This is a genomic window from Lutibacter sp. Hel_I_33_5 (assembly GCF_007827455.1).
Lineage (GTDB): Bacteria > Bacteroidota > Bacteroidia > Flavobacteriales > Flavobacteriaceae > Polaribacter.
Genome location: NZ_VISM01000001.1, coordinates 2309269 through 2330931 on the forward strand (window position 1 = coordinate 2309269; position 21663 = coordinate 2330931).

A 21663-nucleotide genomic window follows, 5' to 3' on the forward strand; every position below is an offset into this window, starting at 1 on the left:
TCCGAACTTTAATTTGGTAACCTACGCTTACTGTTACCAAGAATAATTTTTCAGCTTAGCTTGTCTTTTTATCGCCTTAATCATTAAGTTATCAATGTTTTTTACATCTTTATTTTTCTGATTCTCGGCAATGTATTTTCTTCTTTTTTTATTTAATTCTTGTATTTTTTGTTGAATTTCTTTTCGCTTTTTAGCTTGTTCTTTCACATAGGCTTTTATTTCTTTTGAACTTTTATTTTTTAGGTGTTTTGGTAATTGCTCTTTTTTAATGTTTGTATAATCAATTTCCTTTTCTTCCTCAGCATCCACTAAATCCCAACTGGAGTTTTTATACAATCGAGAACTTTTAGATACCGCTCTTTTTACAGCAACAACTTCATCTAAAGCTTCTGCATTATTATCTTGTGCAAATTGATTTGCAAATTTTGAATGCCCTTTACTACCATAATAAATATATGTTTTGTTTAATTTTTTGTTGCAGATTATAATTTCATCATCAAATGGTGTAACAATATGTACTATTCTTTTGTTATGGTTAATAGTCATATAATCTCCTCCTCCAGAATTTGCACCGTCTTGCCATTTTCCAGCAACTCCATTTTGAAATCGGCCACAAAAAATAGTGTTGATTATGATATCTTTTTCTTTTGCATCAGAAATAGCTTCTTTATAATTAATTTTTCCCTGGGTAAAAGGTTCATTACCTGCAATAAAAATTAATCGTAAATCTTTTTTGTTTCTTCCCCATTCTAATTCTTTTAATGAGGTTTTAATTACTTGTCCGCAAAACTCACTTCCACCATTTGTGGTTAAAGAAAAAAGTTTTTCAGAGATTTCATCCAAATCACTGCTAAAGTGTAAAACTCTTCTTATAAATCCATTTCTAGCTGCTAATTTATCATTCCCGTATTCATATAAAGCAATTTCTAAATTAGGTTTGTTAATTCCGTATTTAGCATAGGATAATTCGTTTACAATTTCCCATAATTTTGTTTTTGCTTGATTGATTAACCCATCCATACTATTACTAGTATCTAATAATAGTGCCACTTTAATAGTTTGTTTTTTTGTGTTTTCTTTTTCTGTTTTGTTTGTTGCAAAGCTCAAACTTGATAGTAAGAGTAAACAGATTGTTGCTGCTTTTAATTTCATAATAAATTGTTTTTAATGATTTCTTTAATTAAAAGAATGGTAAGTTTTAGGTGATTATTTAATTGAAAATTTTGCATAAATTGAAGACGTGATTTTTATTTTTTGAAACTGAATAGTTTCATTTTTAATCCCTCTTATTTTTGACATTGCATAATTATTATTCATGTTATTTGCCATTACATAATTTTGATGATTATTATTATTATTATTATTTAATTCATTAATTTTAATAGGCTTTCCTGTTTTCTGACCTATTGAAGTAAGTAAATAATCTGCTTTTTCTTTTGCAGCCTTAATGGCAGCAATTCTATTTTCTTTTTTTATAGTCTCTATGTTAGAATGTGTAGCTTTAGTAATATTTACTTCAGAAATTTTTAGTTTGTCAAACTGATTAAATAATTTTTTTAATTTGTCTACATCATTTACTTTTAAAGTGTAATTTGCTGTAGAAAGTACTTCTTCTTTCCACCATCCTGTTTTTGCTAAAAAAGCATTTACATCAGAAATTGAGAGGTTACTTTCTGGGATTTTAATTTTTTTTAACTCGTTTTTTAATTGATTCTCTAAAATATCAATTGTTTGCTTTTTGCCTCTAACAATTCTTTCTCTAATAAGAATATCAATATAGATCTCATCAGGTATTATTTCTTTTTCAGATTTTCCAACAACTTCAATAAAAGGGTTTTCAATAATTGAGTTAGATTGACTAAAAATTACACTTGTAAAAAGTAATAGGATGATTAATTTATAATATTTCATTTTGTTATATTTTATTGTTTTATAATGTAAATCTATGAGCAACTTTTTTCTAAAAAAAACTAGAATGAGTAAACGAACCTTTTGAGTGAGTGAACAAGAAATAGGAATGAGTGAATAATGATTTATAGCCTTTTATTTAGCAAGAACTCTAAGTTTTGCATTTTTTTGGTTGCCTTTTTGTGTGTATGTTTACATTATGCTTAAGAAATCACATATAGTATTAATCTTTTTATTTTGTGGAATACAGGCGTTATTTTCTCAAGAAAATATTAGTTCTAAAAGAGGAATTGAGTTTTCTTTAAAAGTTGCTGTAGTTGATAAAAACACTAATGAAGCTATTAAAAACGCTGAGGTTTATGTAAATGGAGTTTCTTATAGATTTTCTATTATCAAGGATAAATATATAGTAAAAGCAAGGGTAGATGACGAACTAAGTGTTACACATCCAGATTTTGAAACTGTTTATTACACAATTAATTCTAATGAGGAAATTAAGATATTAGTAGAAGGTTTTGCTGATCAAAAAAGATCTAAATATGGTTCTAAAAAAGCTGTATTAAAAAGTAATGCACATTATCAAAATTTAGATTCAGCAAAATATTTTAAAAAGAAAGATATTGATAAGAGTATTTCTTTTATAGAAAAAAACCTAAAAACAAAGCAATCTAGAAAACGTAACGCAGCAACATATAAAACACTTGCCGATATTTATTTGTACTGGAATCAATATGATTTAGCGAGTAATAATTATAAATTATCACTTCAAATAAATGATAATGCTAGTACAAAAATAGATTTAGCAAATGCTCTGTTTTTGCAAAAAAAATATGCTGAAAGCGAAAAAATAAACCAATCAATAATTGATGAAAAATTAAGTAATTTCGAAAAAATTAAAGCTTTCGAAGGCTTAGGTGATGTGCAATTTGCTTTAAAAAAATATAATGGTGCAAAAATTAATTATAACGAGGCGCTAAAAATTGCAAAAAAAAACTTGGTAACTCCAAAAATCACCGATATCAATTCTAAAATTGCAGAAGTTTATGCTGCAGAAGGTAATATTCTTAAAGCCAATTTACAGTTTCAAAATTCATTAGATTTAGCAGCTAAAGAAAACGTAAAAAGATCTTTAATTGAAGAAGAAAAAGTTGCAGACTTTTTAAATGAATCTAATTTATATGATGATGAAATTAAATTAAGAAAAGAAAGTTTAAAGAAAGCAACGGCAGAAAATATTGAGAAGAAAGATAAAGGTGTAGAAGTAATTACCTCACAAAAAATTAACTATAAAATTGGTAATGCCTATGCGCAAAAAGAGGATTATGATGAAGCAATTCCGTTTTTAGAGAAAAGTATTAAAGACGCAAATGACAATAAAGATATTATTATTCAAAAAGATGCTACTCGAAAATTATCAGAAGTTTATGCTTCTGTAGGTGATTACAATAAAGCCTTAAAAAGTTATCAAGATTATGTAGAGTTGGTAGATAAATCATATATAAAAAAAGAGCAAGAAATTAATCAAGCAAAACATTTTTCTAAGAAAATTGCAGATAACCAGAATCGAATTTCTAGTTTAGAAAAAGATAAGGAATTAGCGCAAAGTAAAATTAGTTTAGCAATAATAGATCAAAAATTATCCGAAGAAAGTAATAAAAGACAACGTCAAATAATTTATTTTTTAATTGCTGGAATTCTACTTTTAACACTGCTAGCATATTTTATGTTCAGGAATAATAAACAACAAAAAATCGCGAATAATTTATTGGCACTAAAATCTATGCGTTCACAAATGAATCCGCATTTTATTTTTAATGCATTAAATTCTGTTAATAGTTTTATTGCAGTAAATGATGAACGAAATGCGAATAGATATTTGTCTGAATTTTCTGTATTAATGCGTTCTGTTTTAGAAAATTCTGATGAAGATTTTATTCCGCTTTCAAAAGAAATTGAATTGTTAGAATTGTATGTAAAATTAGAGCATAATCGTTTTAAGGATAAGTTTGAATATTCAATTTCTGTTAATGAAGATATTGATTTAGATCAGTTTTCTATTCCTCCAATGTTATTACAGCCTTATATAGAAAATGCTATTTGGCATGGGTTGCGATATAAAGAAGAAAAAGGAAACCTAGAGATTTCAATCAATCAACAAGATGAAGAATTACTTTCTATTGAGGTAATTGATAACGGAATTGGAAGAAAAAAATCTCAAGAATTAAAAACTAAAAATCAGTTAAAACAGAAATCTAAAGGAATGAGTACAATTAAGAATAGAATTAATATTCTAAATGATATGTATAAAGATAGGGTGACGGTTACTATTTCTGATGTTTTTGATAATGGAGAAGGAACAAAAGTAGCATTGTTATTAAAGAAAAAGTAAAATGAAATTAAAAGCAATCATTGTAGAAGACGAACAAATTGGTAGAGAAATTCTACAAAATTATATAGGTAAATATTGTCCAAATGTTCAATTATTAGGAGAGGCAAGTAATATTGAAGAGGCGTATAAATTAATTGAAAAATACGAATTAGATTTAGTGTTTTTAGATGTTGAAATGCCGTTTGGAAATGCCTTTGATTTACTTGAAAAAGTTGAAAATAGAACTTTTGAAACTGTTTTTGTTACTGCATACGATCATTATGCAATAGAAGCATTAAACAACCATGCAAGTTATTATTTGTTAAAACCTATTTCTATTGACGAATTAATTAAAGCTGTAAATATAGTTACAGAAATAAAAGAAAGAGAGAACGACTTAGAACATAAAATTTTAGCGCCAAAAGTAAATTTTGTAGTTGGTAAAATTACAATTCCGCAACAAGATGGATTTGAAGTTTTAGATGTAAATGATATTGTTTTTTGTAAAGCAGATGATAATTATACAGAAATTCATTTTGCAAATTCTAAGAAATTAGTGAGTAAAACATTAAAACATTTTGAAGATGCTTTAAAAGAATATTCATTTGTAAGAATTCACAAATCGTATTTGGTAAATATTAATGCAGTAACTAAATATAAAAAAGGAAAAGGGGGAAGCGTGCTTGTTTCTAACGGAAAAGAAATTTTAGTTTCGTCATCAAAAAAAGCTAATTTATTATCATATTTTAAATAAAATTTATGCCAATTATTAAACCCGTAAAAGGAAAACATCCACAAATTCCAGAAGATTGTTATGTAGCAGAAAATGCTACAATTGTAGGCGAAGTTTCTTTAGGAAAAGAATGTTCAGTCTGGTTTAACGCAGTTATTCGAGGTGATGTTCATTTTATTAAAATTGGTAATAAAGTTAATATTCAAGATGGAGCAGTTATTCATGCAACGTATCAAAAATCACCAACAACAATTGGTAATAATGTTTCTATTGGGCATAATGCAATTGTACACGGGTGTACTATAAAAGACAATGTTTTGGTAGGTATGGGAAGTATTATTATGGATGATTGTATTGTGGAATCTAATTCTATTATTGCCGCTGGAGCTGTAGTAACAAAAAACACCTTTGTAGAAAGTGGAAGTATTTATGCAGGTGTACCAGCTAAAAAAGTAAAAGACATTTCTAAAGAACTAATTTCTGGAGAGATTGACAGGATTGCAAATAACTATGTAAAATATTCAGGTTGGTTTAAAGATTAGAAAATTAAAAACCCCAATATCAAATAATTATGATACCGGGGTTTTACTCAAAACTAACCAAACTCTAATTATTATTATCTTTATTTCGTTTTTCACCTTTTCTTTTCTTCATTTTTTTCCCTTTCATCATTTTGCGCTTTTTCTTTCCAAGTTTCCTCTTCATTTTCTTAAACTTCTTATACTGTTCTTCGTTTAAGACTTTTTTCATATTTCTTTTAAAAGCAAGTTCTTTGTCTAAGCGTTCATTTTGAAATTTATATCTCTCATCTTTAGAAAGTTTTTTACCGCTATCTTTTAAACGTTTTCTTTCTTCTTTTCCTGCTTTTTTATCAGCAATTTGTTCTGCTATATAAGGTTTAACTTTTCTTTGTTGTGCATCTGTTAAATCTAATGCTAAAGCCATTTTTTTCACAAACAATGTGGTTTGCTGTTCTGTATCTAATGGTTCAAGATTTTTTCTTTTTTGCTGTGCAGTACTACTAAGTGTAAAAATTAATGCTACTACTAAAATGTGATATATTTTCTTCATGCTGTTAAATTTCTGTTTTCAAATATTATTTTCAGTTCTTTGACACCAAAAGTTTAAAAAGGTTTAAATTTGAGTTCGTATTTAACTGATTTTTAACATTTGTCTTGATGAAGAAAAAGCTGCTATTAGTACTATTATTCCCTTTATTATTAAATGCTCAAGAGAGTACTAAAGTAGATTTAAGTAATCCACATGCTACTCTTTATACACACTTGTATTTTTTACAAGATGATTCTTATCAGCCAGAAAATTCAGCTAAAACTATTTTTGGATTAGAAGAGTCAGTAGCGATTGAAAAAGCAATAAAACTTAAAAAAATTTTAGATGGTAAAGGATTGTATGTCGATTTTAATAAGGTTCCAACTAATCGAAACTTTAACGATACAATTGGGTATTCATCATATTATAAATATGTGTTGTTTCCAGAAAGGATGCCGCAAATATTTTTAGAAAAGAAAGATGAAAGTTGGTATTATTCAACAGAAACTGTTGCAAATGTAGATAAATTGTATAACGATGTTTTTCCTAGTTATGTTTCAGGAATTCAAGAATTAATTCCAAATTTCGGACATAAAAAAATTCTAGGATTTGAAATTTGGCAGTTTATTTTATTATTCATTTTTATCATATTAACATTTCTTATTTTTAAAATAGTAAAAAGAATTGCTTTTTATATCCTTAAGAAAATTCAGTATAAAATTACACATTCTAAAAATTTAGGGATAGATATCGTACTTAAAAAGTTAGCACACCCGTTAAGTTTATTGGTTGGAATGTTTTTTTTAGATAAAATTTTTCCTTCATTACAATTTGGATTAGATGTAAATACCTGGTTTTTCTTAATTATAAATATTGCTTCCACTGTTTTTTGGATTTATGTTTTCTTAAAACTAGTTGAAGTAATTATTAAAATTTATGTTGAATTTACTGAGAGAACACATAATCGATTAGATGATCAATTAGTTCCGATTTTGCATAATTTTTTAACCTTTATCGTAATCTTTTTAGGAGGATTAAAGCTACTTACGTTATTTGGAGTAAATACAACTACATTAATTGCTGGAGTTTCAATAGGTGGTTTGGCATTGGCATTAGCATCTCAAGATACCGTTAAGAATTTGATAGGAACCTTAATGATTTTTCTTGATAAACCTTTTCATATTGATGATTGGATAGAGGCTGGAGAAGTTGTTGGAACTGTAGAAGAAGTTGGATTTAGATCCACAAGAGTTAGAGCAGCAGACACGTCAATTTACCAAATACCAAATAGTAAATTGGCTGAAATTGTTATTAATAATAAAGGGTTACGACTATATAGAAGGTATAGCACAAAGTTAGGATTGCGATATGATACGCCACCAGAACTCATTGAAGCTTTTGTTGTAGGAGTTAGAAAATTGATTATTGCGCATCCAGAGACAAGATCAGAATCATATAATGTGGAATTTACAGGTTTTGGAGATTCAGCTTTGTTGATTTTGGTAAATGTATATTTTAAAAGTTTAGTTTGGGGTAAAGAACAATCATCAAAACATAAATTACATATTGCTATCGTTAAATTAGCGTCAGAATTAGGAGTAGATTTTGCTTTTCCATCTACTACGGTTACAATAGAGCAGTTTCCCGAAAAGAAATCCATTGCTCTAAAATATGATACTGAAAAAGAGCGAATTGATTCGGTGATAGAAAATGTTGTTGCCAATTTTACTAATGAAAATTCTATATCATGAAAAAAGTTTTAAAATTTATTTTTCGTTTATTAGTGCTATTCATTGTAGCATTTGTGATATTTTTCTTTTGGGCTTCCTCTTCAAATTTAGAAGAATCAGAATATGAGAGATTGATTGTAAATCAGTTTGAAAGCACCGTAACAAACGATTCTATTTATAGTGTTGTTACCTATAATATTGGGTATTTAAGTGGTATGACGAACAATAGAGCAGTTGATAAACCTAAAGAGTTGTACGATGGAAATTTGAATAAAGTTATTTCAGAAATTAAAAAGGAAAATCCAGATATTATTGCTTTTCAAGAGATAGATTATAATGCATCTCGATCGTATAATGTAAATCAGCAAAACGAAATTGCTAAGCTCGGATATAACTATGTAGCAGAAGGAGTAAACTTTGACGAAAAATATCTGCCATATCCATATTGGCCACCAAAATATCATTTTGGAAAAGTAATTTCAGGTCAATCTATTTTAAGTAAATACGCGTTAAAAGACTATAAAAGAATTGTTTTACAACGAGTAGCGGATGCGCCTTTTTATAGAGATGCATTGTATTTAGAACGATTAGCGCAAATAACAAAAGTTGAGATAGAAGGGAAAAAAGTTGTGTTAATAAATGTTCATTTAGAAGCGTTTGATAAGATAACAAGAGTGAAGCAGTTTGAAGAAGTAATGGGGTTATTTAATCAGTATAAAGATAAATATCCTACTATTTTATTAGGGGACTTTAATTCAGAAGCAAGAGATGAGGATGCAATTATTCAGAAACTATTTGTTGAAGAAGGAGTCGGGAATGCTGCATTCAATGCTAAAAATCCAATAAATACGTTTGATTCTAAAAAGCCTTATAAACGAATAGATTATATCTTTTATACTGAAAACTCTATTGAATATGTTGACGGAAAAGTACTAACTCAGTTTGGAGAAGCTTCTGATCATTTACCTGTTCAGATGAGGTTTAAACTTAAATATTCAACCAATAAGTAAACTTTAAATTTAAAGTTCTAAACCTAGGTGAGAATATATCTGTGTAATAATTATCATTATAAACAATATATAAATCAGAAAGTGGAGCAAAACGCCATTGTAATCGTGTATTTACACTAAAATTATTCCGTTGATTGCTATATTGTATAAAAGTAGACCAGAATAAACTTTTATTGAATGTTAAATCTATTTTTGGACCAATAAGCCAAATTGAAGCACTAGGGTATGGTTTTGGTAAATTTATTTCATCATAATTTATTTGCAATGAACCTGTAAATTTTGGTCTAATTCTATAAGTTAGATTTGCGTTTAAAGAATACTTTTCTCCATTAAAAAAACTACCAAAAGATGGTCTTAAGCTATAGGAGAAAGCTTTTCTTCCATCAGATCTATATCTAGCTTCAAAAGAAGTATAATGATAATCTGTGTTAGCTGGTAAAGGAACAGCATTGGAAGTTCCAGTTGGGTCAAAACTATCATATAAATGTGTAAACCTGTTTCGCATTTCTACACTTAATTGAGCATTGTTTTTATAACTAGCTTCCCATCGACTTATAATTAAATGGTCTGAGTTTTCGAAATTTAGTTCAGGTCTCCAAATAAAAATTGGAGTAACAGAGAAACTATGTTTTTGTAGTTTCTTACTATTAGTTGGCCAAAAAGTCCGTTCAATTTTTGGGGAAATTTTAAAAATATCGGTTCTTCTTATAAAGCCTAAATCTGACCTAAAATTATCAGCAACAAAAACGCCACTCATTCTAATATTATAATTACGAGTGTTATACTCAGTAGTTGCTCCAGCAGAATAATCATTCGTAGTAACATTTGGAGAAAACGACTTATTAAAAAAGTATTTTCCACTCCAGGTATTGTCTTTAGAAGCTAATCTATAATCAATTCCAAGCACTCTATTGAATTTGTCTTCATTTTTTAAAAATCCATACTCTTTAGTGGCTTGTTTATTGATGAAAAGTAAACTTAAACTAGACCTGCTAAATACTTTTTGTTGAATGGAAATTACCGAATTATTTACTGTCGGAATTTCATTTGCAACATCTTCATCTGTTTGCATGTTAAGAACGCCAATTCTTAAATTGTTACTGATTTTTCCGCTAAGTCTAACTCCAGCAAGAATGTTATTTTCTATACTATTTCCGTTAATATCTTTTGCAATTCCAATACGTCTAGAAAAGAAAGGATTTGCATCTCTATCATTTCCAAAATCACCAAATAAATCACTATTTTCAATAAAAAACTGCCTTCTTTCTGGTAAACCAACTTCAAAACGAGTTAGGTTGGTGACTTGCTGATCTACTTCTACCTGCGAGAAATCAGGATTTATAGTAACATCTAAATTCATGCTATTTCCTATCGTCATTTTAGCGTCTCCGCCAAATTTAAAATCAGAAAGAGTTGTGTTATTTTCGTAATCTTTTCCAACAATTCCGTTCACATATGGAATAATAGAAATTGGTGATTTTGATTTACCCAAAGGCTTCTCAAAAATCATGTCACCCATATATGCAAGACTAAAAATAAATTGATTTTGCGGGATATTTACCCATGTATTTCTTTCGTTATCTTGAGTGTCAAAATGATAACTATTAAAGCGCCATTTAGTTTCACCTTCTCTATATTTAAAAGCAGATAAAGGTATTTTCCATTCTAAAATATAGTAGTTTTCATGAATCTTAGATTCGCCAACCCACTTAGTATCCCAAGCGCCATTAAAACCTCTTAACTCGCTTCCACCACCAGATAGTAACATTTCTCTTTTTACGCCATGTGGATTTGATCCAAAAATGATTGCATTTGAACCATCATTAAAAGTATCAAAAAGTAAAGTGATATTATCACTTCCACCCGCTCTAAAATCTCTTCTTAAAGAAGGTGTGATAAAATCATTAGATTTCGCATGCACTTTTATGCCGACATATAAGTTCTTATCATCAAACATCATTTTAATTTCTGTCTGACGTAAAGCTTGCACTGTATCTGAAGGAAAATAATTAAAAAAGTTAGTGGCAGGTTGTGCTTTAGACCAAGATGCTTCATTAAGAATTGCATCCACAGTTATTTCTTCGTCGATATAATTTACATAAACGGTTTTATCTTTATTTTGTGAACTTACACCTAAGTAAATCCATAAAAAAAATAAGGAAAGTAGATTCTTCATTAAACGTTAATAGACTTCATTCAAAAATAACATAAAAAAAGGAACCAATTTAAGTTAGTCCCTTTTTTGAATTATTTTAATTTAAATTTTTTATCCTAAAAAAGGATATTTATAATCTTGAGGTGTTACAAATGTTTCTTTTATCAACCTAACTGATGTCCATCTTAATAAGTTTTGAGCAGAACCCGCTTTGTCATTTGTTCCAGAAGCTCTTGCTCCTCCAAATGGTTGTTGCCCAACTACAGCTCCTGTAGGTTTATCATTAATGTAGAAATTACCAGCAGCATTTTCTAACGCTTTAGAAGCTTTTTCTACAATATATCTATCTGTAGAAAAGATTGCTCCAGTCAATGCATATTCTGTAGATTCATCAACTAATTTAAGTGAAGCTTCCCATTCAGCATCTTCATATACATAAATGGTCATTACAGGACCAAATAATTCTGTACACATGGTTGCGTATTTTGGAGAATTACTAACAATCACTGTAGGTTCAATAAAATATCCTACAGATTTATCATGACCTCCACCAATAATAATTTCTGCATCAAAATCATTTTTTGCTGCATCTATATAACTGGCTATCTTATCAAAAGAACCTTCATGAATTACTGCATTCACAAAGTTATTTGGATCTTCTGGAGATCCCATTTTTAACTCACTTGCTTGAGCAATTAAGTGTTTTTTTACATCATTCCAAATTGATTTTGGAATATAAGAACGTGAAGCAGCAGAACATTTCTGACCTTGATATTCAAATGCTCCTCTTGTAATTGCTGTTGCAACTTGTAAAGGATTAGATGAGTTGTGCGCCCAAATAAAATCTTTTCCACCCGTTTCTCCAACAATTCTTGGATATGTTTTATATGTATGAATATTGTTTCCTATTTGTTTCCAAAGATTTTTAAATACATGAGTTGATCCAGTAAAATGTAATCCAGAGAAATCAGGAGAAGATAAACAAGCATCACTAATCATAACAGGATCTCCATAAACCACATTTATGATACCGTCTGGTAAACCAGCCTCTTTAAATAAATCTACAATTACTTGTGCAGAATATGCTTGATGATCTGATGGTTTCCAAACAACAACATTACCCATTAATGCTGCTGCTGCTGGTAAATTTGCAGCAATAGATGTAAAGTTAAAAGGAGAAATTGCATATACAAAACCTTCTAAAGGTCTGTATTCAACTCGGTTCCAAATTCCAGGTGCAGATGCTGGCTGATCTTTAAAAATATCAGTCATGTATTGTACATTAAACCTGAAGAAATCTATCATTTCACACGCAGCATCAATTTCTGCCTGATGTACATTTTTAGATTGTGCTATCATAGTTGAAGCATTCATCTTAGCTCTGTATGGGCCTGCTAATAATTCAGCAGCCTTTAAAAAGATAGAAGCGCGTTCCATCCAAGAAACAGATGACCAAGCTTCTCTTGCTGCTAAAGCTGTTGAAATTGCTTCATCTACATGAGATTTATCTGCGGTATGATATTGACCTACCACATGTTTGTGATCATGTGGTGGTGTAATATTTTTAGTATTTCCTGTTCTAACTTCTTTTCCATTAATATGCATCGGCACATCAATGTTGCTGTTAAACATTGCTTTATAAGTAGCTAATAATTCTTCTCTTTCTGGAGATCCAGGTGCATATCCTTTTACAGGTTCGTTTACTGCGGTAGGAACATTAAAAAATCCTCTTGTCATTTTGTATGTTTTTACGATTGAATCGACTAATTTTGAAGCGCAAAGTTACAATTTTTAATCAAACGATTTCGTAACTTTTAATGCCTTATTTTATTAGAATTGTAAATGTGTACTTTAACCTATATTCCGTTAGGAAATAACGATTTTATTTTAACGTCTAATAGAGATGAAACTCCGTTAAGAAAAACGTTTCCGCCAAAAACTTATGAAGAGAATGGTGTGAAGTTAATCTATCCAAAAGATGAATTAGCTGGCGGAACTTGGATTGGTTTAAGTGATAAAAAAAGATTGGTTTGCTTGTTAAACGGTGGTTTTGAAAAACATCAAAGAAAACCGTTCTATAAAATGAGTCGAGGTTTAATTGTTAAACAATTATTAACTGCTAAAAACGGTGTCGATTTTATTAATGATTTCAATTTTAGTGATATTGAACCTTTTACGTTAATTTTAATTGATTGGAATACTACTTTAGAAACTTATGAATTAGTTTGGGATGGAACTCAAAAATATTTCAAAAAACTGAAACAAGAACCTAGTATTTGGTCTTCATCAACTTTGTATACAGATGAAATGAAAGGCTTAAGAAAAGATTGGTTTGCTGATTGGTTAGTTAAAGATAAAGAATTTAATCAAGAAAAAACACTAGATTTTCATCAAAATGAAGACTTAGGACATAAAGAGGTTTCTTTAAAAATGAAGCGTTCCTTTGTTGAAACAGTTAGTGTAACATCAATCAAAAAATCAAATAATACTGTAGCTATAACTTATTTAGATTTGTTGGAAGATAAGATTAAAAAAGTGCAAATGATATAAGGAATACAAGTGCAACTCCGAAAATTCCTACAATACAATAACTAAAATTTAATAAAAGAAATTTTATGAAAGTTTTAAAATATCCCTGCTGATAAAACTTTTTTAAAGCTAAATATAAATACAATAAAAAGAGTAGTATAAAAATCCATAATTCTGGATTTACACCAAATATTTTTAAAACATAGAAAATTGAAAACAGCATAAAGAAAACTGTTTGTAAATGAAATACAAAAATTAAATGGTCAACATAGGTATACTTTCTTCTGATATAATAGAATTTTAAAAAGAGTGTAAAAAAAGGTAATAATATAAAAAGGGAGACAGAGCCATAAGACAACATTTCACTAAAATATTGCTCTCTACTTTCTTTACTTTCAGAAAATGAGTTAACTGTTTTTGCTCTTGTATATAAAAATCTATTCGTAAAATTTTTATCATATCCTAAAGTATCTAAAGCAGTATCTATATTAGAATCTGGATGTTTCTTTTGATATTTTACAAAATCGTCTAATCTAGAACTACCCCCAAAATTAATATTTATTTTGTCTTTATTTACTTTAGTGGTATCTCTGGCATTTTTATCTACTTCATCTAAAATTTGTTTCCTCGCTTTTTCTGGAATAGGAATAAATGATTTTTTCATTTCATCATCCAATTCATTTTTTATAGAATCAATTTTTTCATCAGTTAATTCTTCTTTAAACTTTGTAGATTCTTTTTTTATTACATCAACAATATCTGCTTTACTTTCTTTTGTTAATGATTCATATTTGCTTATAGTTAATGATAATCCAACCAATAAAAAGAAGATAATAGAAACTGTTAAATAAAATCGAAAAGGATTTGTGTAGCGTTGTCTTTTTCCTTCTATATAATCTCTAGAAACTTTCCCTGGACTAATTAATAAAGGGATTATTGTTGTCCAAAATTTAGCGTCAAAAGAAATAAAACCGTTAAAAACTTCTAGAAGAAAGTTTCCAAATGTGATTCGTTTTTCTTTATTTTTTTGGCCACAACCAGGACAAAATTGTTCACTTCCAGTAAATGGGTGACCGCAATTTAAACATTCTGAAGCTACAATTTTTGGGAGCTTTTTTTTGTGCTTGATTAGTTTGATGATACGTTAGCTATTAGTTGAAAGGTTGGTATGGCTACTTTAAAATTTTCTTGAGTGTCTAAGTTTGTCATGGTGTAAAAACCTGACATGGCACCCATGGTAGATTTTAAATAACTACCCGATTTATAGGTGTAAGAATCTAACGGTTTTAAAATTGGTTGTTGTCCAATAACACCTTCACCTTCTACAATTTCTATATGATTTAATGAGTCTAAAATTTTCCAAAATCGATCTGTAAGTTGAACGGTGTTTTCAGAAGTATTTAAAATGGTAACAAAATAACTAAATGCATGATATAGGATTTGGTTTCTTTCAACCGAACCTTCAAATTTAGTTTTAACGGAAATTTTTATTCCTTTTGTAATTTGTTGAACCATGAACTAAATGTATAACTTTTAGCGGTAAAAACAAAAACAATTTATCGCTCTCCTTCAAAGAAGTTATTGCCAACCCCAATAACTCTATCAAAAAGACCACCAAATGCTCTGTAGTATACTAAAACGGTATATTGATTTTCTGTTGATGAAAAATCTCCTCGTATATCGCTGTTTTCAATGTTGCCATCTTCATTTTTAGTGACAAATGTATAGTTGTAAAACCCTTGTTTTAGTGAGAAATTAGTGTTGTAAGTGTAATTTTTTTCATCGTAAACCATTCGGTTTTCTTCTATGAGCTTAAAATTATTGAATGCTCCGTAAACGTAAACTTCTTTGTTATTAAAAGGTTCTAAAACTTCTAAAGAAAAATGCATGTTAGCATAATCTGCTTCTGTTTCATTGTTTGAGGCTTCAATAGTTCTAACAATAAATTGTCCGTTTATATCAGGATTGTACGTGTATTTTTTTACTTCTTTATTTTCAAATGGATATAAATAATTATTGAATATATCTCCTTTTTCTACAAATCGAATATTTAAACTCGGATTTCTAACCACTTTGGTGTCAAAAAATAAATATTCATTTCCTCCCCAAAAATTTAATTTATCGGTGTAGTTGTAAATTAGTTGGTTCTGTTTAAAAAATTGTGGTTGAATATCAGTTTTTACTGTTTGCCAAATTTCATTTTGCAATACAGCTACTTTTATTTCTTGTTGCGGATTATTAATTTGTAATTCTGGGTAATTGATTCGAAATGAAACTGTTTGTTGTTGATTTAATGTTTTGGCATTTCTACTTCTATTTACAACAACACCAACTGTTGCTTTGTTTTCATAAAGTGTAAATCTACGTGTAAAAACAATATCATCATATTCATCTAAAACAGATAAAAGATAGTTACCGCTTTTTGTAATTATCGTATTTTGATTCGGAATTCTAACTGAATAATGTGTGTAATTCTGAAGTGTATTAAAAGAATTGTTTACGTTTAAAATTTCATTTTGCTGAAACCCATTTAAATATTGATTAGATAGTAAAGAGCTTGGTTTCCAGTCGTAAGTCATATGCTCAATTTTATACTGATAATTTTTACTATCTGCCTCTAAATCATCAAAAGATAATTCTAACGTTGTACCCAAAGGAACGATAGAAGAAAAGTTATTTTCTTGCAAAGGTCTTAGCTGAATAGTTTTAATATTTTGACTTTGAACCAAAACGGAAACTACTAAAAAACAAACACTAAAAAGTTTTTTCATGATTAAACAAAGGTATCAATACTGTAACTAACTTAACAAAGATTAAGCCAAAAAATATGTCTCAAAAATATATTATTTAGAATAGATATAAATAATGATTTACATTAAAGATAAAGTTCGATTAGCATTCTAATGAGGTGCAAAATTTTTAAATTTGCATGTTTTTAAAAGATAAATAAAGTCATACTTACTATGTCAAAAGACATCCGTATTAAAAAAGGCTTAGACATTAAGCTAATTGGCGATGCAGAACAAAGCACTACCGAGCTTCCAATTGGTAATGTTTATGCAATAAAGCCAGAAGATTTTCACGGAGTTATTCCTAAACTTATCGCAAAAGAAGGTACAGAAGTAAAAGCAGGAGAAGCACTTTTTCATGATAAAAGTGATGAACGTATTTTATTTCCTAGCCCCGTAAGCGGTAAAGTTTCTGAGGTAATTCGAGGAGCAAGAAGAAAAGTTTTAACCATCAAAATAACTGCTGATGGTAAACAAGAGTATAAAGATTTTGGATCTCAAGATGTTGATAAAATGTCGGGCGAAGAAGTTAAGAAATTTTTGTTTATTTCAGGTTGTTGGCCATTTGTAAAACAACGCCCATATGATGTTATAGCAAATCCAAATCAAGCACCAAAAGCAATTTATGTTTCTGGGTACGCAAGTGCTCCTTTAGCTGCAGATTATGATTATGTTTTAGAAGGTAAAGATGCTGAATTACAAGCTGCGATTACTGGATTAACAAAATTAACTGAAGGCAAAGTTCATGTTTCTGTTGGGGGTAATGCTAATTCGCCATTAAGTAAATTAAATGGAGTAGAACTTCATAAGGTTTCTGGACCGCATCCTGTAGGAAATGTAAGTACGCAAATTGCTCAAATTGATCCTATCAATAAAGGAGAAGTTGTTTGGGTTGTTACTCCGCAAGATTTAGTAATTATCGGAGAAGTGTTGTTAATAGGTAAGTTTAATGCTTCAAGAATAATTGCTTTAACAGGGTCTAAATTTAAGAATCCTCAATATGTTTCTGCAATTGTAGGAGCTAGTATTGGAGATTTAGTGAAAAATAATTTAGATACAGATAATTCACGTGTTATTAGTGGAAACGTATTAAGCGGATTACAAGTTGAAGATGATGGTTTCTTAGGATATTACGACAATCAAATTACTGCTATTCCAGAAGGTGACGATTATGAGTTATTCGGATGGAATAAACCTGTTTTTGATAAAGTTTCTACATCTAGGGCTTTGACTTTTTCATGGTTAACACCAAAGAAAAAATACGATTTAAATACAAATACCAACGGAGAACACAGAGCATTTGTTGTTACAGGTTCTTATGAAGAAGTTTTTCCGTTAGATATTTTTCCAATGCAATTATTAAAGGCTTGTAAGTACAAAGACCTTGATGAAATGGAAGGTTTAGGAGCTTATGAAGTTGCGCCAGAAGATTTTGCGTTAACAGAATTTATTTGTGTCTCTAAACAACCACATCAGAAAATAATTAGAGAAGGGTTGGATTTAATGAAAGAAGAAATCGGATAATTATTCATTATTATGGGATTAAAAAAGAATTTACATAACTTAAAAGAAAAGTATAAAGGAACCAAAATGGCACCGCTATTTAATGGTTTTCATACTTTCTTATATCTGCCAAATGAGACAACTCACGGAGGAACTCACATTAAGGCAGCAGACGATTTAAAACGCACCATGAATATTGTAATTATGGCAATGGTGCCATGTTTATTATTCGGGATGTTTAATGCTGGTTTTCAACACAATGTTGCTGTTAATGGTAATTTTGTTTCAGGCATGTCTTTCTTTAGTGGAGATTTCTGGAACTTAGACAACTTATTTATTGGCGCTTTAAAGATTTTACCACTAGTATTGGTTTCTTATGTGGTTGGATTAGCAGTAGAATTTATTTTCTGTATCATTAAAGGACACGAAATTGAAGAAGGTTATTTAGTAACTGGAATGCTAGTTCCTTTAATTGTTCCTATTGATATTCCTTTATGGATGTTAGCAGTAGCAGTTATTTTTGGTGTCGTAATTGGTAAAGAAGTTTTTGGAGGAACGGGAATGAATATTCTAAATCCTGCCTTAACCATTAGAGCATTTTTATTCTTTGCATATCCAACATGGATGTCGGGAGATAAAGTTTGGGTAACGGGAGCTGTTGAAAAAACAGGAGCAGTAGATGCAATCTCTGGAGAAACTCTCTTAGGAAGTTTAGCGCAAGGAAGAGAGGTGATAAGAGAAGGAGTATATTCTGCTTGGGATATGTTCTTTGGATTTATTCCAGGTTCTGTTGGAGAAACATCAACCTTACTAATTTTAATAGGAGCCTTATTTTTAATCTTCACAAAAATTGGAAGTTGGCGTATTATGTTAAGTGCCTCTTTAGGAGCATTAGCAATGGGACTAATTTTCAACGGTGTCGTAGATCAAGGTTGGATTGGTGAAGGAAGTAAATTTTATTCGTTAATGAGTACATCATTCTGGCATCACTTATTAATTGGTGGTTTTGCTTTTGGTGCTGTCTATATGGCAACTGACCCAGTAACAGCTTCACAAACAAATAAAGGAAAATGGATTTATGGTTTCTTAATTGGTTTTATATCAATTATGATTCGTGTATTTAATCCAGCATACCCAGAAGGAGTTATGTTAGCTATTTTATTAATGAATGTTTTTGCACCAACAATTGATCATTATGTGGTTCAAGGAAATGTAAAAAGAAGAAAGAAACGTTTAAAAGCTAAAACTGTTTAATTATGTCTAAAAAAACAGATAGTAATTCATATACAATACTTTTTGCCATAGGAATGGTATTAGTAGTAGGTACGTTGTTAGCATTTTTTGCATCGTCTTTAAAGCCAACAATCGATGAGAACAAACGTATAGAAAAGCAACAAAATATTTTATACGCAATGGGCGTAAATGATAACGATGAAAGCAGCGCTATTTTTGTGTCAAAACAGAAAGTTGCAGAAGAGTTTTCTAAATATATTAAAAAGCAAATTGTTATTCAAGGAGGTAAAGTTTCTGATGATAATAAAGCCTATTTAATTGATGTTAAAAAAGAACAGACGTTAGCTAAAGAAGGAAAACAAAGAAGATTTCCATTATTTATTGGAGAAAAAGAAGGTCAAACTTTTTACATCGCTCCAATTAGAGGAAAAGGACTTTGGGATGCTATTTGGGGATATGTAGCCATGAATAAAGATATGGTTGTTCAAGGAGCATATTTTGATCATAAAGGAGAAACGGCAGGTTTAGGAGCAAATATTAAACTACGTTTTTTTATGGATGATTTTATTGGTGAAAACTTGAAGAAAGATGGAGTATTTAAAGGAATCACTATTTCAAAATCAAATAACGATCCAACAAATCTAGATAAAACAGATAATGAGGTAGATGCTATCGCAGGAGCAACTATTACTGGTGACGGTGTATCAGCAATGATAAAGTCAGAGTTAAGAAACTATGTACCTTATTTTAAAACATTAAAGTAAAAAAGTAATAAGTGTCTAAAGTGTACTTAAGTTCTTAAAAATATGACGAATAAAGAATTTGCTAAAAATTTAGAAAAAAGAACACTAGATTTTGGGATTCAAATAATAAATTTGTCAGCAAGTTTACCTAGTAAGCCAGAAGCACTTGTTATTAGAAATCAAATATCAAAATCAGGAACAAGTGTAGGGGCAAATTATAGAGAAGCAAATCGTTCAAGAAGTAAAAAAGATTTTAAAAATAAGATTAAAATAAGTTTAGCAGAAGCAAGTGAAACCGATTATTGGTTAGAAATGATAGAAGCATTAGCTTATAAACCGAAAAATGAATTAATAATTATAAGAAAAAAAGCCAAAGAACTATTAGCTATTTTTACATCAATTGCTAATAAACTTTAGGCACTTTAAATACTTAAAAATTTAGAACTAAAAAAATTATGGGACTTTTATCAAAAAAAGACGCACAATTAATAACAGATCCATTTGCAGATAACAATCCAATTACTATACAAGTATTGGGTATTTGTTCTGCATTAGCAATTACAGCAGAATTAAAGGCCTCTATTGTAATGGCAGTTTCTGTACTATTTGTAATGGGGTTAGGAAATGTAGTAATCTCTTTAATGAGAAACATCATTCCATCAAAAATTAGAATTATCGTACAGTTAGTTGTTGTAGCTACCTTGGTAATTATTGTAGATCAAGTACTAAAAGCATTTGCTTATGATTTAAGTAAAACCTTGGGAGCTTTTATAGGATTGATTATTACCAACTGTATTATTATGGGTCGTTTTGAAGCTTTTGCTTTGGCTAACGGACCTTGGAGATCATTCTTAGACGGAATAGGAAATGCAGTAGGATATGGAGTTATCTTAATTGTTGTAGGATTCTTTAGAGAATTATTAGGATCTGGAACATTATTCGGATTTAAAGTTTTAGGAGATCCAATAGAAAAAACAGGATTATATGCTTTTGGATATGAGAATAATGGATTTATGTTATTAGCACCGATGGCGTTAATAGTAGTAGGAATTATTATTTGGATTCAACGAAGTAAAAATCCAGCATTAATAGAAGATTAAAAATTAGTAATTAGTTTCAAGTGATTAGGAATTATCACTAAAAACTAACTACTAAAAACTAAAATATATGGAACATTTAGAATTATTTTTTAAATCAATTTTTATAGATAACATGGTATTTGCTACGTTCTTAGGAATGTGTTCTTACCTTGCCGTATCTAAAAAAGTAGCAACAGCTGTAGGTTTAGGAGCTGCGGTAATATTTGTATTAGCGGTAACAGTACCTTTAAACTGGTTGTTAGATCAATATATCTTAAAAGAAGGCGCATTAGTTTGGCTAGGACCAGAATATGCAGAATACGATTTAAGCTTTTTATCATTTATCTTATTTATTGCTACCATTGCAACCATGGTACAATTGGTAGAAATTATTGTTGAGAAATTTTCACCTTCATTATATAATTCATTAGGTATTTTCTTACCATTAATTGCAGTAAACTGTGCCATTTTAGGAGGAAGTTTATTTATGCAATCACGTGAAATTCCAAGCTTAGGTTTAGCATTAACGTATGGTGTTGGATCTGGAATTGGATGGTTTTTAGCCATTTTAGCTATTGCGGCAATTCGTGAAAAAATTAGATATTCAAGCATTCCAGCTCCATTAAGAGGATTAGGAATTACCTTTATTGTAACTGGTTTAATGGCGATTGGATTTATGAGTTTTGGTGGAATGTTAACTGGTGGAGAAGATGCAGAACAAGAGGAAGTTCCAGCAATTGTACAAACTGTAGAGACGAAAAAAGAAACGCTAGAAAAGGAAAAAGAAGAGGCTAAAGAAATTGTAGCAGAAAACATAAAAGTAAACGAATAGT

20 protein-coding genes and 1 pseudogene are annotated in these 21663 nt (G+C 29.5%); 12 read left to right on the forward strand and 9 right to left on the reverse strand.

The features are described from left to right. Nucleotides 1-33 precede the first annotated feature (33 nt). Nucleotides 34-1152 carry a vWA domain-containing protein gene (locus OD91_RS10180; protein ID WP_144896281.1) on the reverse strand — a complete coding sequence of 373 codons (1119 nt, stop codon included), beginning with the start codon at nucleotides 1150-1152 and terminating at the stop codon, nucleotides 34-36. Between the two features lie 54 nt (nucleotides 1153-1206). Beyond that, complete coding sequence (locus OD91_RS10185) at nucleotides 1207-1911, reverse strand: SIMPL domain-containing protein (protein WP_144896282.1); 705 nt, start codon at nucleotides 1909-1911, stop codon at nucleotides 1207-1209. Between the two features lie 196 nt (nucleotides 1912-2107). On the opposite strand from OD91_RS10185, the gene OD91_RS10190 reads away from it, so the two are divergent. Genes OD91_RS10190 through OD91_RS10200 form a run of 3 tightly spaced genes read left to right on the forward strand, consistent with a single transcriptional unit; the run spans nucleotide 2108 to nucleotide 5551 of the window. Next, a complete protein-coding gene (locus OD91_RS10190; protein WP_144896283.1) occupies nucleotides 2108-4297 on the forward strand; it encodes a histidine kinase in 2190 nt (729 codons plus the stop codon). 1 nt (nucleotide 4298) lies between these two features. After that, nucleotides 4299-5030, forward strand: a complete 732-nt coding sequence (locus OD91_RS10195) for a LytTR family DNA-binding domain-containing protein (RefSeq protein ID WP_144896284.1) — start codon at nucleotides 4299-4301, stop codon at nucleotides 5028-5030. 5 nt (nucleotides 5031-5035) lie between these two features. Continuing rightward, the gene (locus OD91_RS10200; RefSeq protein ID WP_144896285.1) at nucleotides 5036-5551 is read left to right on the forward strand and encodes a gamma carbonic anhydrase family protein; all 516 of its coding nucleotides are present in this window, start codon (nucleotides 5036-5038) and stop codon (nucleotides 5549-5551) included. 64 nt (nucleotides 5552-5615) lie between these two features. On the opposite strand, the gene OD91_RS10205 is transcribed toward OD91_RS10200, so the two are convergent. Beyond that, complete coding sequence (locus OD91_RS10205; protein ID WP_144896286.1) at nucleotides 5616-6080, reverse strand: hypothetical protein; 465 nt, start codon at nucleotides 6078-6080, stop codon at nucleotides 5616-5618. A 107-nt stretch (nucleotides 6081-6187) separates the two neighbouring features. Between OD91_RS10205 and OD91_RS10210 the strand changes: the two genes are divergently transcribed. Both OD91_RS10210 and OD91_RS10215 read left to right on the forward strand, forming a co-directional pair. Beyond that, nucleotides 6188-7810 carry a mechanosensitive ion channel family protein gene (locus OD91_RS10210; protein WP_144896287.1) on the forward strand — a complete coding sequence of 541 codons (1623 nt, stop codon included), beginning with the start codon at nucleotides 6188-6190 and terminating at the stop codon, nucleotides 7808-7810. Continuing rightward, complete coding sequence (locus OD91_RS10215; protein WP_144896288.1) at nucleotides 7807-8799, forward strand: endonuclease/exonuclease/phosphatase family protein; 993 nt, start codon at nucleotides 7807-7809, stop codon at nucleotides 8797-8799. The genes OD91_RS10210 and OD91_RS10215 overlap by 4 nt, the downstream gene beginning before the upstream one ends. Here the strand turns inward: OD91_RS10215 and OD91_RS10220 are convergent. Together OD91_RS10220 and pruA are read right to left on the reverse strand one after the other, a co-directional pair. Beyond that, nucleotides 8777-10975, reverse strand: a complete 2199-nt coding sequence (locus OD91_RS10220; RefSeq protein ID WP_144896289.1) for a DUF5916 domain-containing protein — start codon at nucleotides 10973-10975, stop codon at nucleotides 8777-8779. The two genes, OD91_RS10215 and OD91_RS10220, sit on opposite strands and share 23 nt — an antisense overlap. 90 nt (nucleotides 10976-11065) lie before the next feature. After that, entirely contained in the window at nucleotides 11066-12691 is a 1626-nt protein-coding gene (gene pruA / locus OD91_RS10225) for an L-glutamate gamma-semialdehyde dehydrogenase (RefSeq protein ID WP_144896290.1), read from the reverse strand. Between the two features lie 105 nt (nucleotides 12692-12796). On the opposite strand from pruA, the gene OD91_RS10230 reads away from it, so the two are divergent. Further along, the gene (locus tag OD91_RS10230) at nucleotides 12797-13504 is read left to right on the forward strand and encodes an NRDE family protein (RefSeq protein ID WP_144896291.1); all 708 of its coding nucleotides are present in this window, start codon (nucleotides 12797-12799) and stop codon (nucleotides 13502-13504) included. Here the strand turns inward: OD91_RS10230 and OD91_RS10235 are convergent. The 4 genes and pseudogenes from OD91_RS10235 to OD91_RS10245 all read right to left on the reverse strand — a co-directional run bounded on the left by OD91_RS10235 (nucleotide 13482) and on the right by OD91_RS10245 (nucleotide 16254). After that, nucleotides 13482-14303: a hypothetical protein gene (locus tag OD91_RS10235; RefSeq protein WP_255513237.1), complete on the reverse strand. Its 822-nt coding sequence runs from the start codon at nucleotides 14301-14303 to the stop codon at nucleotides 13482-13484. The genes OD91_RS10230 and OD91_RS10235 overlap by 23 nt on opposite strands. A 15-nt stretch (nucleotides 14304-14318) precedes the next feature. After that, a pseudogene (locus tag OD91_RS13735) lies at nucleotides 14319-14624 on the reverse strand (DUF3667 domain-containing protein); the annotation flags it as partial. Then, nucleotides 14612-14998 (reverse strand): Co2+/Mg2+ efflux protein ApaG, encoded by a 387-nt coding sequence (gene apaG / locus OD91_RS10240; protein WP_144896292.1) that lies wholly within the window; start codon nucleotides 14996-14998, stop codon nucleotides 14612-14614. The pseudogene OD91_RS13735 and the gene apaG, both read right to left, overlap by 13 nt. Before the next feature lie 41 nt (nucleotides 14999-15039). Next, entirely contained in the window at nucleotides 15040-16254 is a 1215-nt protein-coding gene (locus OD91_RS10245) for a DUF5103 domain-containing protein (protein ID WP_144896293.1), read from the reverse strand. Nucleotides 16255-16446: 192 nt separating this feature from the next. Here OD91_RS10245 and OD91_RS10250 point away from each other — a divergent pair, with 192 nt between their 5' ends. The 6 genes from OD91_RS10250 (at nucleotide 16447) to nqrE (ending at nucleotide 21662) form a co-directional block, all read left to right on the forward strand. Next, complete coding sequence (locus OD91_RS10250) at nucleotides 16447-17796, forward strand: Na(+)-translocating NADH-quinone reductase subunit A (RefSeq protein ID WP_144896294.1); 1350 nt, start codon at nucleotides 16447-16449, stop codon at nucleotides 17794-17796. 12 nt (nucleotides 17797-17808) lie between these two features. After that, nucleotides 17809-19029: an NADH:ubiquinone reductase (Na(+)-transporting) subunit B gene (locus tag OD91_RS10255; protein WP_144896295.1), complete on the forward strand. Its 1221-nt coding sequence runs from the start codon at nucleotides 17809-17811 to the stop codon at nucleotides 19027-19029. A 2-nt stretch (nucleotides 19030-19031) separates the two neighbouring features. Next, nucleotides 19032-19772: a Na(+)-translocating NADH-quinone reductase subunit C gene (locus OD91_RS10260; protein WP_144896296.1), complete on the forward strand. Its 741-nt coding sequence runs from the start codon at nucleotides 19032-19034 to the stop codon at nucleotides 19770-19772. 42 nt (nucleotides 19773-19814) lie between these two features. After that, nucleotides 19815-20168, forward strand: a complete 354-nt coding sequence (locus OD91_RS10265) for a four helix bundle protein (protein WP_144896297.1) — start codon at nucleotides 19815-19817, stop codon at nucleotides 20166-20168. 38 nt (nucleotides 20169-20206) lie between these two features. After that, nucleotides 20207-20851, forward strand: a complete 645-nt coding sequence (locus OD91_RS10270) for an NADH:ubiquinone reductase (Na(+)-transporting) subunit D (RefSeq protein ID WP_144896298.1) — start codon at nucleotides 20207-20209, stop codon at nucleotides 20849-20851. A gap of 67 nt (nucleotides 20852-20918) precedes the next feature. After that, the gene (gene nqrE / locus OD91_RS10275) at nucleotides 20919-21662 is read left to right on the forward strand and encodes an NADH:ubiquinone reductase (Na(+)-transporting) subunit E (protein WP_144896299.1); all 744 of its coding nucleotides are present in this window, start codon (nucleotides 20919-20921) and stop codon (nucleotides 21660-21662) included. Nucleotide 21663: the final 1 nt, after the last annotated feature.

What these genes read in the sequence shown, in the direction of transcription:
- OD91_RS10180 (WP_144896281.1), bottom strand. Translation starts at nt 1,152, where the DNA reads ATGAAATTAAAAGCAGCAACAATCTGTTTACTCTTACTATCAAGTTTG.
- OD91_RS10185 (WP_144896282.1), bottom strand. Translation starts at nt 1,911, where the DNA reads ATGAAATATTATAAATTAATCATCCTATTACTTTTTACAAGTGTAATT.
- OD91_RS10190 (WP_144896283.1), top strand. Translation starts at nt 2,108, where the DNA reads ATGCTTAAGAAATCACATATAGTATTAATCTTTTTATTTTGTGGAATA.
- OD91_RS10195 (WP_144896284.1), top strand. Translation starts at nt 4,299, where the DNA reads ATGAAATTAAAAGCAATCATTGTAGAAGACGAACAAATTGGTAGAGAA.
- OD91_RS10200 (WP_144896285.1), top strand. Translation starts at nt 5,036, where the DNA reads ATGCCAATTATTAAACCCGTAAAAGGAAAACATCCACAAATTCCAGAA.
- OD91_RS10205 (WP_144896286.1), bottom strand. Translation starts at nt 6,080, where the DNA reads ATGAAGAAAATATATCACATTTTAGTAGTAGCATTAATTTTTACACTT.
- OD91_RS10210 (WP_144896287.1), top strand. Translation starts at nt 6,188, where the DNA reads ATGAAGAAAAAGCTGCTATTAGTACTATTATTCCCTTTATTATTAAAT.
- OD91_RS10215 (WP_144896288.1), top strand. Translation starts at nt 7,807, where the DNA reads ATGAAAAAAGTTTTAAAATTTATTTTTCGTTTATTAGTGCTATTCATT.
- OD91_RS10220 (WP_144896289.1), bottom strand. Translation starts at nt 10,975, where the DNA reads ATGAAGAATCTACTTTCCTTATTTTTTTTATGGATTTACTTAGGTGTA.
- pruA (WP_144896290.1), bottom strand. Translation starts at nt 12,691, where the DNA reads ATGACAAGAGGATTTTTTAATGTTCCTACCGCAGTAAACGAACCTGTA.
- OD91_RS10230 (WP_144896291.1), top strand. Translation starts at nt 12,797, where the DNA reads ATGTGTACTTTAACCTATATTCCGTTAGGAAATAACGATTTTATTTTA.
- apaG (WP_144896292.1), bottom strand. Translation starts at nt 14,998, where the DNA reads ATGGTTCAACAAATTACAAAAGGAATAAAAATTTCCGTTAAAACTAAA.
- OD91_RS10245 (WP_144896293.1), bottom strand. Translation starts at nt 16,254, where the DNA reads ATGAAAAAACTTTTTAGTGTTTGTTTTTTAGTAGTTTCCGTTTTGGTT.
- OD91_RS10250 (WP_144896294.1), top strand. Translation starts at nt 16,447, where the DNA reads ATGTCAAAAGACATCCGTATTAAAAAAGGCTTAGACATTAAGCTAATT.
- OD91_RS10255 (WP_144896295.1), top strand. Translation starts at nt 17,809, where the DNA reads ATGGGATTAAAAAAGAATTTACATAACTTAAAAGAAAAGTATAAAGGA.
- OD91_RS10260 (WP_144896296.1), top strand. Translation starts at nt 19,032, where the DNA reads ATGTCTAAAAAAACAGATAGTAATTCATATACAATACTTTTTGCCATA.
- OD91_RS10265 (WP_144896297.1), top strand. Translation starts at nt 19,815, where the DNA reads ATGACGAATAAAGAATTTGCTAAAAATTTAGAAAAAAGAACACTAGAT.
- OD91_RS10270 (WP_144896298.1), top strand. Translation starts at nt 20,207, where the DNA reads ATGGGACTTTTATCAAAAAAAGACGCACAATTAATAACAGATCCATTT.
- nqrE (WP_144896299.1), top strand. Translation starts at nt 20,919, where the DNA reads ATGGAACATTTAGAATTATTTTTTAAATCAATTTTTATAGATAACATG.